General features: G+C 65.0%; 14 protein-coding genes. 3 read left to right on the top strand and 11 right to left on the bottom strand.

The features are described from left to right. Window position 1 precedes the first annotated feature (1 nt). The 5 genes from ACP7D4_RS23125 to ACP7D4_RS23145 form a co-directional block, all read right to left on the bottom strand. Window positions 2-955 (bottom strand): FAD binding domain-containing protein, encoded by a 954-nt coding sequence (locus tag ACP7D4_RS23125; protein WP_426105672.1) that lies wholly within the window; start codon window positions 953-955, stop codon window positions 2-4. Beyond that, entirely contained in the window at window positions 952-1,635 is a 684-nt protein-coding gene (gene paoA / locus ACP7D4_RS23130; RefSeq protein WP_426105674.1) for an aldehyde dehydrogenase iron-sulfur subunit PaoA, read from the bottom strand. Before paoA ends, ACP7D4_RS23125 begins: the two co-directional genes overlap by 4 nt. Window positions 1,636-1,775: 140 nt before the next feature. Further along, window positions 1,776-2,852, bottom strand: a complete 1,077-nt coding sequence (locus tag ACP7D4_RS23135) for an NAD(P)-dependent alcohol dehydrogenase (RefSeq protein WP_426105675.1) — start codon at window positions 2,850-2,852, stop codon at window positions 1,776-1,778. A 118-nt stretch (window positions 2,853-2,970) separates the two neighbouring features. Then, window positions 2,971-3,648, bottom strand: a complete 678-nt coding sequence (locus ACP7D4_RS23140; RefSeq protein WP_426105677.1) for a glutathione S-transferase family protein — start codon at window positions 3,646-3,648, stop codon at window positions 2,971-2,973. After that, window positions 3,645-4,544: an alpha/beta fold hydrolase gene (locus ACP7D4_RS23145; protein WP_426211558.1), complete on the bottom strand. Its 900-nt coding sequence runs from the start codon at window positions 4,542-4,544 to the stop codon at window positions 3,645-3,647. The genes ACP7D4_RS23140 and ACP7D4_RS23145 overlap by 4 nt, the downstream gene beginning before the upstream one ends. 102 nt (window positions 4,545-4,646) lie before the next feature. Between ACP7D4_RS23145 and ACP7D4_RS23150 the strand changes: the two genes are divergently transcribed. The 3 genes from ACP7D4_RS23150 to ACP7D4_RS23160 all read left to right on the top strand — a co-directional run bounded on the left by ACP7D4_RS23150 (window position 4,647) and on the right by ACP7D4_RS23160 (window position 5,649). Continuing rightward, complete coding sequence (locus ACP7D4_RS23150; RefSeq protein ID WP_426211560.1) at window positions 4,647-5,144, top strand: acyl-CoA thioesterase; 498 nt, start codon at window positions 4,647-4,649, stop codon at window positions 5,142-5,144. 9 nt (window positions 5,145-5,153) lie between these two features. Beyond that, entirely contained in the window at window positions 5,154-5,393 is a 240-nt protein-coding gene (locus tag ACP7D4_RS23155; RefSeq protein ID WP_426211561.1) for a hypothetical protein, read from the top strand. Window positions 5,394-5,454: 61 nt separating this feature from the next. After that, on the top strand, window positions 5,455-5,649 hold the full coding sequence (locus tag ACP7D4_RS23160; protein WP_426105680.1) for a hypothetical protein: 195 nt from the start codon (window positions 5,455-5,457) through the stop codon (window positions 5,647-5,649). A 128-nt stretch (window positions 5,650-5,777) separates the two neighbouring features. Here the strand turns inward: ACP7D4_RS23160 and ACP7D4_RS23165 are convergent, their stop codons facing one another. The 6 genes from ACP7D4_RS23165 to ACP7D4_RS23190 form a co-directional block, all read right to left on the bottom strand. Next, a complete protein-coding gene (locus ACP7D4_RS23165; protein ID WP_426211563.1) occupies window positions 5,778-6,968 on the bottom strand; it encodes a hypothetical protein in 1,191 nt (396 codons plus the stop codon). 148 nt (window positions 6,969-7,116) lie between these two features. Further along, window positions 7,117-7,854, bottom strand: coding sequence for an SDR family oxidoreductase (locus tag ACP7D4_RS23170; protein WP_426105682.1), 738 nt, complete (start codon window positions 7,852-7,854; stop codon window positions 7,117-7,119). Between the two features lie 52 nt (window positions 7,855-7,906). Next, window positions 7,907-8,638 carry a phosphatase PAP2 family protein gene (locus tag ACP7D4_RS23175; protein ID WP_426105683.1) on the bottom strand — a complete coding sequence of 244 codons (732 nt, stop codon included), beginning with the start codon at window positions 8,636-8,638 and terminating at the stop codon, window positions 7,907-7,909. Next, a complete protein-coding gene (locus ACP7D4_RS23180; RefSeq protein ID WP_426211564.1) occupies window positions 8,616-10,256 on the bottom strand; it encodes a phosphoethanolamine transferase in 1,641 nt (546 codons plus the stop codon). Before ACP7D4_RS23180 ends, ACP7D4_RS23175 begins: the two co-directional genes overlap by 23 nt. Before the next feature lie 139 nt (window positions 10,257-10,395). Next, on the bottom strand, window positions 10,396-11,658 hold the full coding sequence (locus tag ACP7D4_RS23185) for a sensor histidine kinase (protein WP_426211566.1): 1,263 nt from the start codon (window positions 11,656-11,658) through the stop codon (window positions 10,396-10,398). Between the two features lie 99 nt (window positions 11,659-11,757). Continuing rightward, entirely contained in the window at window positions 11,758-12,540 is a 783-nt protein-coding gene (locus ACP7D4_RS23190; RefSeq protein WP_426105688.1) for a substrate-binding periplasmic protein, read from the bottom strand. Window positions 12,541-12,595: the final 55 nt, after the last annotated feature.

The raw sequence follows: 12,595 nt of genomic DNA on the forward strand, positions 1-12,595 counted from the left end.
GTCAGCCTTTCTTCGCGTCGGCGAGCACCGCGGCAAGCGTGCGTTGGACCAGGGTTATCTTGAACACGTTGTCGCGCGTGGGCTTGGCGCCGGCCAGCAACTGGTCGGTCACGGCCTTGGCGCCGCCCGGCAGTTGTTGTTCCGCAGCCTCGCTGCGCCACGGCTGGTGGGCCACGCCGCCCAGGGCCACCCGGCCGCTGCCGTTGGGCTGGACGATGGCCGCCACCGAGACCAGCGCAAACGCGTACGACGAGCGGTCGCGCACCTTGCGGTAAAAGTGCTTGCCGCCCACTGGCGGGGGCAGGGTGACGCTGGTGATCAGTTCACCCGGCTCCAGCGCATGTTCAAGGTGCGGCGTATTGCCCGGAAGGCGATGGAACGATGCGATGGGAATGACGCGCACGGAACCGTCGGGCCGTACCGTGTCGACCTGGGCGTCGAGCACGCGCATGGCGACCGCCATGTCGCTCGGATGGGTGGCGATGCAGGCGTCGCTGGCGCCGATGATCGCGTGCTGGCGGCTGAAACCGCCCAGCGCCGAGCAACCGCTGCCGGGCACGCGCTTGTTGCACGGCTGGTTGGTATCGTAAAAGTAGGCGCAGCGCGTGCGCTGCAGCAGGTTGCCCGCCGTGGTGGCCTTGTTGCGCAGCTGGACCGAGGCGCCCGACAGCAGGGCGCGCGCCAGCACGCCGTAGTGGCGGCGCACGTTGGCGTCGGCCGCCAGGTCGGTATTGCGCACCAGCGCGCCCACCCGCAGCGCGCCCGAAGGCAGCTGCTCGATCTTGTCGAGGGCCAGGCCATTCACATCGATCAGGTGCAGCGGCGTTTCAATTTCCAGCTTCATCAGGTCGAGCAGATTGGTGCCGCCGGCGATGAACCTGGCGCCGGGCGTGCGCAGCGCCGCGGCCGCTGCTTCGGCCGGACTTTGCGCGCGCTGGTAGGTGAAGGCCCTCATGCTGTTCCCCCGGCCACTTCGGTGATGGCGTCGATGATGTTCGAGTAGGCGCCGCAGCGGCACAGGTTGCCGCTCATGCGCTCGCGGATTTCCTCGGCCGTCACGCGCGGGCTCTGGTTCAGGTCGGCGCTGACATGGCTCGGAATGCCTTGCTTGATTTCGTCCAGCACCGACACGGCCGAGCAGATCTGCCCCGGCGTGCAATAGCCGCACTGGAAGCCGTCGTGCTTGATGAAGGCAGCCTGCATCGGGTGCAGCTTGTCCGGCGTGCCCAGGCCTTCGATGGTGGTGATGGCCGCGCCCTCGTGCATCACGGCCAGGCTCAGGCAGGCATTGATGCGCCGGCCGTCAACGATGACGGTGCAGGCGCCGCATTGCCCGTGGTCGCACCCTTTCTTGGTGCCCGACAGGTGCAGGTGTTCGCGCAGCGCGTCGAGCAGCGTGGTGCGGGTGTCCAGTTCGAGCGCGTGGCGCTGGCCGTTCACCTGCAACGTGACCTTCGCCATGACCGGCGGTGCTGCAGCGGTAGGTGCTGCGGTAGGTGCTGCGGTAGGTGCTGCGGTAGGTGCGGCGCCATCCGACGCCAATCCGACCGTGGGCACGGCTGCCGCCGTTGCGCCCAATGCGCCTGCAATCAGCAGGCCGCGCCGGGAGATTCTGGTTTCAATGAAGTCGTCCATGTGGTGCGCATCCTTTGGCTGATGTATTGACGGCCCATGCGAGGCTTGTGGGCTGCAGTGTCCACGATTCTAGAATACATTTGGTATTTGCCTGGCACGCCTGGACTGGCGCCTCGTGGCCGAACCAGTGCGGCGCACATTCAAGCGCTCGCAACGGGCCCGTCAGTCTTCAAGGACGCCATGTCGATCACAAAGCGGTACTTGACGTCGCTCTTCAGCAGCCGTTCGTAAGCCTCGTTGATCTGGCCGATATCGATCATTTCGATGTCCGACGTGATGCCATGCTGGGCGCAGAAGTCGAGCATTTCCTGGGTCTCGGCAATGCCGCCGATGAGCGAACCGGCCACCGACTTGCGGCCCATGACCAGCGGGGCCGAATTGAGCATTGGTTCGAGCGGCCCCAGGTAGCCGACCAGCACCAGCGTGCCGTCCACGGCCAGGGTGGGGAGATAGGCGTTCAAGTCGTGCACGTAAGGGACGGTATCGATGACCAGGTCGAACTGGCCGCGCAGCGAGGCCATCTGCGCCTTGTCGGTCGACAGTGCCACCCGGTGCGCGCCCAGGCGGCGCGCGTCGTCTTCCTTGCCGGGCGAGCGGGTCAACAGCGTGACGTCGGCGCCGAGCGCCTTGGCCAGTTTCAGCGCCATGTGGCCCAGGCCGCCCAGGCCGACCACCGCCACCTTGCTGCCCGCGCCAACGTTCCAGTGGCGCAGCGGCGACCAGGTGGTGATGCCGGCGCACAGCAGGGGCGCGGCGCCTTTCAGGTCCAGGCCAGCGGGCACCTTCAGCACGAATTTTTCGGCCACGACGATGTTTTCGGAGTAGCCGCCGAAAGTGGGGCGCGCATCTTGCCGGTCGACGCCGTTGTAGGTGTAGGTCGAGCCTTCTTCGCAGTATTGCTCGTAGCCTTGTGCGCACGGCTTGCAGTGCCGGCACGAGTCCACCATGCAGCCCACGCCGACATGGTCGCCTTGCTTGAAGCGCGTGACGGCCTCGCCCACGCGCGCCACGCGCCCGATGATCTCATGGCCGGGCACCATGGGGTAGGTGGCATTGCCCCAGTCGTTGCGGGCATTGTGCAGGTCGGAGTGGCACACGCCGCAGTACAAAATGTCGATCAGCACGTCGTCAAGGCGCAGGTCGCGCCGTTCGACGCGCAGCGGGGCCAGGTCGACATCGGCCGCCGTGGCTGCGTAGGCAAGTACTTGGTTTGTCATGCTGATCCCTTTCATGTGTTCACAGGTCTTGTTGCGAATAGGAATGGCTATCGCAGCAGGGCATGGCAATAGTGTACTCGCGATAAATGCCATGATTAGGGGTGCAATCGGCATGAGCCTATGAGCTGGGCGCATGAATGGCGGGCGCCGGCAGCGCACTGACCCCTTGCGCAAGTGCCGCCGCCACTTCCGCCGCGCAGGCCCGTTGATAGCCATCGCGTTGCTGCAACCGTTCCCAGTAGCGCCGCACGGGTGCTGGAAACTCAGCTTCAACATCAAGAAACTGCGCCAGCCGCAGTGCATAGCCGACCGAGATATCGGCCATCGTGAAGCGGCCGGCGCACAGGTAATCGTGCTGCGCCAGCAAAGGCTCGAGCGTGCGCAGGCGGCCCAAAAACCAGCGCCGGTAGTCTTGCGCGGCCTGCGGCAGGCGCCGCTCGGCCGGCTCGAAGCGCTCGTAGCGCAGCACGATCGTCTGCGGAAACGTCAGCGTCGCTTCCCCGAAATGCAGCCAGTTCAAAAAGGCGCCGAAATCGGTTTCGTCGGCGCCGACCACCAGCGGCGACGGCCCGTACTTCACGCCCAGGTAATGGCAAATGGCCGCCGATTCGGTCATGCGGGTGGCGCCGTCGAAAAAGGCCGGCACCGTCCCCAGCGGATTAATTGCCAGAAAACTGCGCTCGTGCACCCGGGGCGGAAAGGCGAGCACCGTCAGCTGGTACGGCAGCTGCAATTCTTCCAGCGCCCACAAGGGGCGGAACGAACGCGCCGCCACGCTGTGGTACAGCGCGATCATCGCGCCGGCCGGCCCAGGAAGGTGCGCACTTCGGCCTGAAACTGTTCCGGCTGGTCCCACATCATGAAGTGTGCGCTGGCGGCAATGCGCTTGAGCGTGACGTTCCTGATGGGCGCATACGCTTGCCGGTAGCCGGCGTCGATGGCCGCGTCGCTCATGCCCGGTCCCTTGGGCGTGACGTACAGCACCGTCACCGGAACCCCGATGCGCGGCAATTCGCCGCGCAGGTCGGTGACGACCAGCTCGTGCATGGCGCGCGCGACCAGCTCCTGGTCGCTCGTCATCGAGTCGTCCAGCGCGCCCTCGCGCATGGCGACGTTATCGATCATGCCGGCCAGCGTGGCGCTCGAGCGCACTTGGCGCGCCACGGGATCAGGCGTGTTCATCGTAGCCTTGATCGCATCGGCCACGGGCCGGATACTGTCGGCGGTGGTGCCGGGCGGCCCGAACAACGCGCCCAGGAAGGGCACCATGTCGAGCACCATCAATTTGGACAGGGCGTCCGGATGCCTTGCCGCGATCATCAAGCCAATGGTGCCGCCCATCGAGTGGCCGATCACGGCCGGGCGCACCAGGGCGCGCTCGGCGATGTAGCGCGCCACTTCCTCGGCCACGGGCGCGGCCACGAAGCCTTGCGTATTTTGCTCCGGGGCCCGCCCGGCAAAGCCGGCGACATGGACGATGTGGTAGCGGTAGCCCGGCACGGCGCGCACCATTTCGCGCCACACGCGCGGCGACGAACCCAGGCCTGGAATGAGGACTACGTCACTGCCTTGGCCCTCGGTGGTGACGCTGATGCGCCCGGAAGTAAAATCGGCGCCGAAGGCGGGCGCCAGTGTGGCGAGCGCGGCGCCAAAGACGGTGGCGAGGAAAACGCGGCGACTGAAAGTTGACATGGTGACTCCTGATTGGACCAGGACATACTCGACCAAAATGTTCCAGACTGTCAAGTTCTGCCTGAGATATCATGCAGAGCAGACGAACCATAAGGAAACACGATGACCGAAGATACGCAGCGGACCCACGCGCCCGGCTGGCTGGCCCACGAGCTGACGATGACGGTCTTGATGACGCCGGACATGGCGAACTTCTCCGGCAATGTGCACGGCGGCACCATCCTGAAATACCTCGACAGCGTGGCCTATGCCTGCGCCAGCCGGTATTCGGGCAGCTATGTGGTGACCTTGTCGGTCGACCAGGTCATGTTCCTGCAGCCGATCCATGTCGGCGAGCTGGTCACCTTCCTCGCGTGTATCAATTACACGGGCAACAGTTCGATGGAAGTGGGCATTCGCGTGGTCACTGAAAACATCCAGCAACGCGTCGTTCGCCATGCCAACAGCTGCTACTTCACGATGGTGGCGGTCGATGCCGAGCGCAAACCGGTGCGCGTGCCCACGCTCGAACCTGCCAACGACGAACAGCGCGCGCGCTGGGTCAGAGCCGAGCAGCGCAAATTGTCGCGCCAGGCGCTGCACGGGCAGCATCGGAAATAGGGACCGGGCATGAGCGAGCGCACCAGCGTGATCTGCGCGATGCCGGCGATGCTGGCGGCGGCCTTGGCGTGCCCGGCCGCGGCCGCAACGGCGCCGATGGCTGTGACTGCCGTCGCCCCGGTCAGGCTGGTGGCGGACGACTGGTGCCCCCAGCATTGTGAAGGCGACACGCTGCGCAAGGGTTATATCGTCGATATTGTCGGGCATGCGCCTCGCTTACCTGAAGGAAGCGGGCTTTGGCGACCTTGAAAAATATATTGCGGCGAACAGGCACCGGATCCGAACCGAAGAGTTCATAGGTTCACGCGGCATGACCAAGCGCATTTTCCAGTTCCTGGCGGCCGGGCGCGCCGATGCCGTGCTCATGACGTCCGACGTGTACGACATGGGCGTGCGCGACAGCAAGGAGCCGCTCCAGTTCCGGGAGGCGGGCTGCCTGCCCAATCAGAAGCTGGCGGTCGGCTTGTCGACAGCGAACCCGCAGCGCGCGCCTGATCGCCGATAAGCTCGACAGCGGGATCAGGAAGCTGCGCCGGTCGGGACAGCTCAACGCTATCCTGGCCCGTTATGGCATTGCCCAGTGGCCTAAGGCAGAGGGGAGAGGAAGCAATTGATGCCCCGCAGCGCTTGGCGTCACTTCAGGTTGCTGTACGGATCGCTACTTTTGCGCGCGACGTACAACTCGTAATCGCGCATGCGCAGGTCGCGTTCGGCTTTGTCATATACGCTCGGTTTGGCTGCGGGCTTGGCCGCCACCAGCGGCGCGTTCACCACCGCCTGGGCGCGCGCTTCGTCGGACGGTAGCAGCACCAGCCAGTCCGCCTTGGGGTAGTTGCCGGGCGACTTGGCCACCGGCTCCGCTTTTGCCGTCAGGCGTGCAGTCTCGGCCACCGGCTCGGCCTTGGCAACGACACGCGCTGCCGCGGCCACCGGTTCGGCCTTTGCCACCATGCGCGGCGCTTTTAGTGCAGGCTGGACGGGAGATTGTTCAATTTTTGCCATGATGCGCGGTGCCTGGGGTGCCGCCTGAACCTTGGCAACCATGGGTGGCACCGGGGCCGCAGCCTTGAGTGCGATGCGCTGCGGTTTTGGCGCCGTGTCCACCTTGGCCAGGTTGACTACGTGATCCACGACGCGCGCGCTCTTGAGTGCTGGCACGGCCTTCGCCACCAGGCGCGGCTGCGGCACCGCTGCCCTGGCCGCAAGGCGCGTGAAGGGTGCAGTCTTTACGGCGATGCGTGACGTCACTGCCGCTACCGGCTTGACCATCGGATGCGCCCTGGCCGCCATGCGTGGTGCCACGACCGGGACCGGCTTGGCCACCGGTAGCGCCTTGGCCGCCAAGCGCGGCGCGCTCATCACGAGGGCTGCCTTGACGGGCACCTGCGGCGGCTTGGCCACCGGTAGCGCCTGGGCCACCATGCGCGGCGCCTTGGCCACCGGTACTGCCCTGGTCACGCTGCGCGGCGCCAGTGGCGCCAGTGGCGCCGGCGGCTCCAGTGGCGCCGGCTCTTCGTACTGCACAAATTGAGCAGGCTCGGCGCTTTGCTGGTCGCGGTAGTCGGGGTAGCGCCGTTCCCGAGGTTCAAGGTCCGGATACTGCCGCGCGTCGCGGTAGCGCCGGCCCGCATCGCCGTCGCCCCGGCAGCGGCGCCGCTCCACCAGTTCGCCATCGCGATTGACCCGCTGCTCAATCCTGCAGTGTCCATCCCAATACACTTGCCTGGGCGCGCGGTCGTAGCGCTCGTCCGCAAAGGCATGCGGGGCGGCAAACGGCGCCGCAAGCAAGGCGATCGGTAGCAAGAAGCGTTTCAGGCTGGTCATGGCGGACTCCTCCGGGTTAGGCCGACGATCCTACGCCAGTCGGTCCGGCCAGGCCGTGGCCAGTCTGTATCACTCGTAAGCAAAGGTTTCAAAACCTCGATATAGGCTTGTCGCGTCGCGCTTTACCGTCAAGCGCAGGCGTTGTTAACTATTCTGCTACGGCGCGTAAATCTTCCACCGGGTGCCGGCCAAATGCGGCGCTGAGCAAATAGTCGACCAATCGCGTGGCGCATGCTTGCGGCGTGCTGAGCTGCCCGCTGCGCTCCAAGTCGATAAAGCGCTGGCGGTTGGGGAAATGCTCGACCGGCGTGGCCCGAATTTCCGCCTGCATGGCGGTGTCGATCACGCCCGGCGCCAGGCTGCACACGCGCAGGCCAGGCACCTCGTCGAGCGCGGCGCAGCGCGCATGGTGGTCGAGCGCGGCCTTGGTGGCGCCATACACGCTCCAGCCCGGGTAGCCGCTGGAGCCGGCCCCGCTTGATACATGCAGCACGCGCCGGACCGCCAGCGGCGTGGCGGCCACGACGGCGGCCGCCAGCATCAGCGGCGCGGCCACATTGAGCGCCACCGCGCGGCCTACCGCCAGCGGATCTTGCTCGTGCAGCGGCCCGACCGGCTGCACGGTTCCCGCGTTGTTGACCAGCAGCGCCAGGGAGGCATCCTCAAAAAAATCCTTGAGCGCGCCGCCGGCGATCCAGTAGGCAAGGGCGGTACTGTCGCCAAGGTCAATCTCGACCTGGTCGAACAGTGCCGGAAATTGCTCATCGAGTTCAGCAGACTTTCCGCGCGCCAAGCCGAGCACGGCCACGCCCCGGTTCAGCAGTTCGCCGGCGATGGCAGCGCCCAGGCCGCGCGTATGTCCGGTGACGATCGCTTTCATCTTCATGCGTCTTCCTTTCAAGAGAAAACTGCATGGTACATTTTTCCCTCGCCCCAGCTTACGCCTTCGCCAACCGTGCCAGGAGCGCGTACAGGGCGCCGATGGTGGCGCACGCAATCCACATCGACCACAGTGTATGGGTCAGGAAGTGCGCGCCGCGCATCTGCTGCATCCAGCCCACCAAAAAACCGGCGCCGAGCAAGATCACGGCGGCCATGGCGGCGGCGCGCGGTCGGGCGGGCAACAGGAACACAGCCAGCGACACCATCCACAGCGCCGTCGATGCGTGGCCGGCGGGCATGCAGTTGCCGGCAATGATTCCATGCGGCATGGCGTCAAGCAGTCGCACATAGGGCTCGACGCCGCCGTAGCGCTGCAAGTCCCAAGGGCAATGCGACTTGCTCATGTGCTTGAGCAGCGAAATGGCGGTCGGCACCAGGATCGCCGACAGCGCCACCAGCCGCATCTGCAGGCGGCGCTGGGCGCTCCAGGCGCGCGGCCAGATCAGGTCCCACGCCGCGGCCAGGATGAAGAGGACGCCGAGCACGGTCAGCGCGCGCTTGAGCGCCACGTGGGCAAATACTTCGGTCAGCCACGCGTGGCGCCATGGAAACGCCATCGCCGTCCGGTCGAAGGCAGCGTCGGCAAGTGTCAGGTCGATGTCGGTAAAAGCGCCAATCCACACAATGACCAGCGCGGCGGCCAGCAGCGCGCCCAGCGCCGGCAGCCACCCGTTGGCCGTGGCGCCGGGCGCGTCGAGCAGCGGGTCAGCGTGCATGGGTGCACGCATTGAACAGGTCCAGTTTCGGGTTGTAGATCGCGGTATTTATATCGAGCATGCCCAGCGCCGAGTGGAAGATATTGTCGTGAGAAAACTCCTGGTCGGCGCGCGCGGCCAGGCATTGGCCGTCAAGCTTGAAGCGCTCGCGAAAGCCGTCCGACAACCACAGCATGAAGGGCACGTGGCGCTGTTCCTGCGGCGCGATCACGTACGGGGCGCCGTGCAGGTACAGATTGTTTTCGCCGAGCGACTCGCCATGGTCCGAGAAATACATCAGCGAAGTGTCGACGTCGTCGCGTATTGCGCTGTCCCTGAGCAGATCGATCGTCTTGCTCAGCACGAAGTCGGTGTACAAAATGGTGTTGTCGTAGGCGGCCACGATCGCTTCGCGCGTGCATTTGGACAAGTCGTTGGTTTCGCACTGGGGACCGAAAACCTTGAAGCGGTCGGGATAGCGCTTCCAGTAGGCAGGCCCGTGGCTTCCCTTTTGGTGCAGCACGATCACCAGGTCCTGGCGCGCGTTGTGTATGATTTCCGGCAAGTCGCGCAGCAATCGCTCGTCGAAGCACTCCTCGCTGTTGCACAGCGGGTCGCCCTTGACCGGCACCGACACGTCTTGCTTGCGGACCCGGTCGCACACGCCCTTGCAGCCGGAATTGTTATCCAGCCACAATACATCGAGGCCGGCGTGCTGGAAGACATCGAGCAAGCCTTCCTGGCTGCGCGCCCGGGTGTCCGTATAATTGTGGCGCCCCAGCGCGGAAAAGACGCAAGGGACCGAGACTGCGGTGGCTGTGCCGCACGACTGCATATTGCTGAAATTAACCAGTCCCGCCTGCTTGGCCAACAGCGGGTTGGTTGGGCGGGCATACTTGTTGAGCGAAAAATTGGCGGCGCGCGCCGTTTCACCAACCACGATGACGGTGACGGTGCGCCGCGTCTGGCCGCTCCAAAGCGGCCCTTTGCGGGCATCGGTGCCCAGCGCCGCGACCACCACCGGCGCCGTGAATTTGCGCTGCGCGTAGCCGTTGACCGCCTGGATGACATTGGTTGGCGTGAGCAAGAAACGCAACTCGCGATGTTCGCGCAGCGCCGGGGCCAGCGACTTGAACATCAGCATCAGGAGCAGCAGCGCCACCACCGCTGCCCCGGCCAGCGTGCCCAGGTTGACGGCGATCTGGCGCCGCACACTGCCGTAGCGCAGCGGCGCCAGGCACAGCAGGACCGCCGGCAGTACGCCCAGCAGCAGAACCGACAGGACCATTTGCCAGCTAAATAGTTCGACGCTCTCGCGCGTGTCGGTCTCCATGATGTTTTGCACCATTGACCAGTCGATCGGGGTGCCATAGTGGTTCATGAAGTAACTGGCCACCGACGTGACGATCAGCAGCAGCAGCAGCACTGGTTTGAGGACGTAGCGAAAGTTGATCAGCGCCAGGAAAGCAGTAAAGGTGAGCACCAGCAGCAAGAACATGCCCACTTGCACCGGCACGCCAGCGAGCGGGCCGCCGGCGGTGGCGCCGATAAAACTCTTCCAAAAGGCAAAGTTGTCGACGGCGACCAGGAACAGGGAAGCGATCAGCGGCAGGAAATCGGCAAGAGTGTGACGGGTGAGGCGAAGCTTCAAAGCGGCATTCCAGAGTGACCGGAGGGCCCCGAACACCGCGCTGGCATGCGCAAGCCCACTCCTTGGGGCGCAGCCTACGCCTTACCGCGTCAACACAGTGTGATGGCGGCGTTAAGATTGCGTTAACTGTGAGTAAGAACTACATCTTCGAGGCAAATGCAGGATGGATTGATTTAGGCGGAAAGCGTAGCGTAAAGACAGTGCCGCAAGCAGCCGTATTGTCCACCCGCAACGTCACGTTCAGCTGACGGCAAATGCGCATCACCAGCGCCAGGCCGATACCGGTGCCTTCCGAACCGTGCAGCGGGGCGGCGTCGGGCTCGCCGTTCAGCATGGCGCGGATGGCAGAGGGCAAGCCCTTGCCGGTGTCATGCACGATGATGGCGCGCTCGGCCAGCGCGACGCTGACGGCGCCGTCACTGGTATACAGGCAGGCATTGCGGATCAGGTTGCCGAGTAGCGCCGACACTAACTGGGCCGGCGCGCGCACGGTAAAGTCAAGGCCGCCGGCGTGCTGCAGGACGACCGGCTTGCCGGCGACCAGCGCCTGGTGGCGCGCTACTTCCTCGCGCACCACCGCGCTCATCGACAATTCTTGCGAGGCGATCAGTTCGGGCGACCTGGCCAGCAGCAGCAGGATTGCCACGCTCTCGCTGGCGTCGCGGGCGGCGCGCGCGATGCGCTCGAGCGGGCCTTGCCAGGCCGGCTCGGCGCCGGTGTGCAGCGCGAGGATCTCGGCGGCGCCGCCGATGATGGTCAGCGGCGTGCGCAGTTCGTGGCTGACGTCGCCGGTAAAATAACGTTCGCGGTCGAGAAAGGCTTGCAGTTCCCGGGTGTGGCTGGCAAAGGCGCGCGCCAGGATTCCCAGTTCATCGTTGCGCTCTTGCAGCGGCAGGTCCGCGCTGCCGTCGCTCACGGCCGTCGACAGCGCCTCGATCGGGGCGACGACCTGGCGTGCCATGAAGCGGCCCAAAAAGACCGACATGGCAATAAAACCCAAAAAGCCCACGCCCAGCAGCGAATAGACGGCGATTTCGACTTTTCCGTAATCGCTTGCGTGGTCCACTACCACGTAGGGGCCGGAGGCCGTGTGGCCGGCGTACACCGGCAGCTGCACGCCATCGACCGCCACGTCCTGCACCCCCTCGGGCAAGTTGCGCAGCGACAGCGGGATCGCCTCGCCGTGGTGAAATATCAAGCCGCTGGGCATGGCCACCGACAGCTTGGCTTCGTGGCGCGGCGCGGCCCACGCGGCCACATCCCGCAGGCGCTCGTGCACCATCTTGAATTCGATGCCTTCCACCACGAAGCCGGCCACACTCGCAAAGAACAGCGAACAGCCCAGGGCGAACAACAGGTAAGCGCGGGCAATCCGGCTGCCCAGCGAACTGACAGGTTTCATGGTTTGTATCCTTTCCATAGACGGCGCGGCGGCAGGCCGCTTATTGTGTCCATTGTGTTCGTCGGGTTCCTTGTGCGGAGCATGCGACGCGATCATTGGTCAGCGCAGGTAAGATTTCTCGATCCGGGCCGCTGCGCCGCTTTTGTGGAGCGCCAAGATGGCTGCGTTCATCCTGGCGATGAAAGCGGCCTTGTAGGGGGGATTGTTGGCGGCGCTGTAGCCGATGTACGTGTTCTCGCCGGACAGCTCGACCGCTTCGCGCAACATGAAAGGGCCCAGCTCGCCGGCCGCATGGAGTCGCTTGAGCGAATACAGCGCCGCGCCGCGATCGGACGCGTAGCAGTCGATGCGGCCCAGAGCGAGTTTTTTAAGATTCGCTTCATTGCCGCTGGCAGGTGCCAGTCGCAGCAAGCCCTTGTTGGCCGCATCGATCAGGCGACCCGACAGCAAAAAGCCCGCATTCACGCCGATAGTCAGGGCCGTGAAGTCGGTGGGGAACGCGGCGCGCGGCGACTTCATGATGGTGTCGTTGCAGAACAGGACCACGGTTTCGCGGTACATCGGCAGTGAATAAACGCTGATGTACGGCCGTTCCTTCTTTTGTCCGGGTGGAAACAAGCCGAAAGCGCGGCCGCTTTCCATGTCCGCCAAGCCGCGTTTCCAGGGCAATGGCTGCAATTGCACGTTGAATTGCGGCCCCATCGTGTCAGCGGCGCGCTTGATCAGGTCCACGTAGATGCCGGTGAAGCGCCCATGGTCGACGTAGGAATAGGGCGGATAGTCGGCGTCGCCGTACAAAACGACGGTGTCGGCCGCGCGGCCGGGCGCAGCGGCGGCCAGGCAAAGGCAGAGCAGGAATGGACGCAATCGGTCAATGGGCATGGTCAAGTGGGTAAGCGGTAAAAAAGCCCGCTTACGATAGCAGAGTTTGCTCCGA

Source organism: Massilia sp. TWP1-3-3 (assembly GCF_049897805.1).
In the GTDB taxonomy this organism is placed as follows: Bacteria; Pseudomonadota; Gammaproteobacteria; order Burkholderiales; family Burkholderiaceae_D; genus Telluria_A.

Bases quoted from the DNA above. Each gene is read 5' to 3' on its own strand.
- ACP7D4_RS23125 (WP_426105672.1), bottom strand. From the start codon at position 955: ATGAGGGCCTTCACCTACCAGCGCGCGCAAAGTCCGGCCGAAGCAGCG.
- paoA (WP_426105674.1), bottom strand. From the start codon at position 1,635: ATGGACGACTTCATTGAAACCAGAATCTCCCGGCGCGGCCTGCTGATT.
- ACP7D4_RS23135 (WP_426105675.1), bottom strand. From the start codon at position 2,852: ATGACAAACCAAGTACTTGCCTACGCAGCCACGGCGGCCGATGTCGAC.
- ACP7D4_RS23140 (WP_426105677.1), bottom strand. From the start codon at position 3,648: ATGATCGCGCTGTACCACAGCGTGGCGGCGCGTTCGTTCCGCCCCTTG.
- ACP7D4_RS23145 (WP_426211558.1), bottom strand. From the start codon at position 4,544: ATGTCAACTTTCAGTCGCCGCGTTTTCCTCGCCACCGTCTTTGGCGCC.
- ACP7D4_RS23150 (WP_426211560.1), top strand. From the start codon at position 4,647: ATGACCGAAGATACGCAGCGGACCCACGCGCCCGGCTGGCTGGCCCAC.
- ACP7D4_RS23155 (WP_426211561.1), top strand. From the start codon at position 5,154: ATGAGCGAGCGCACCAGCGTGATCTGCGCGATGCCGGCGATGCTGGCG.
- ACP7D4_RS23160 (WP_426105680.1), top strand. From the start codon at position 5,455: ATGACCAAGCGCATTTTCCAGTTCCTGGCGGCCGGGCGCGCCGATGCC.
- ACP7D4_RS23165 (WP_426211563.1), bottom strand. From the start codon at position 6,968: ATGACCAGCCTGAAACGCTTCTTGCTACCGATCGCCTTGCTTGCGGCG.
- ACP7D4_RS23170 (WP_426105682.1), bottom strand. From the start codon at position 7,854: ATGAAGATGAAAGCGATCGTCACCGGACATACGCGCGGCCTGGGCGCT.
- ACP7D4_RS23175 (WP_426105683.1), bottom strand. From the start codon at position 8,638: ATGCGTGCACCCATGCACGCTGACCCGCTGCTCGACGCGCCCGGCGCC.
- ACP7D4_RS23185 (WP_426211566.1), bottom strand. From the start codon at position 11,658: ATGAAACCTGTCAGTTCGCTGGGCAGCCGGATTGCCCGCGCTTACCTG.
- ACP7D4_RS23190 (WP_426105688.1), bottom strand. From the start codon at position 12,540: ATGCCCATTGACCGATTGCGTCCATTCCTGCTCTGCCTTTGCCTGGCC.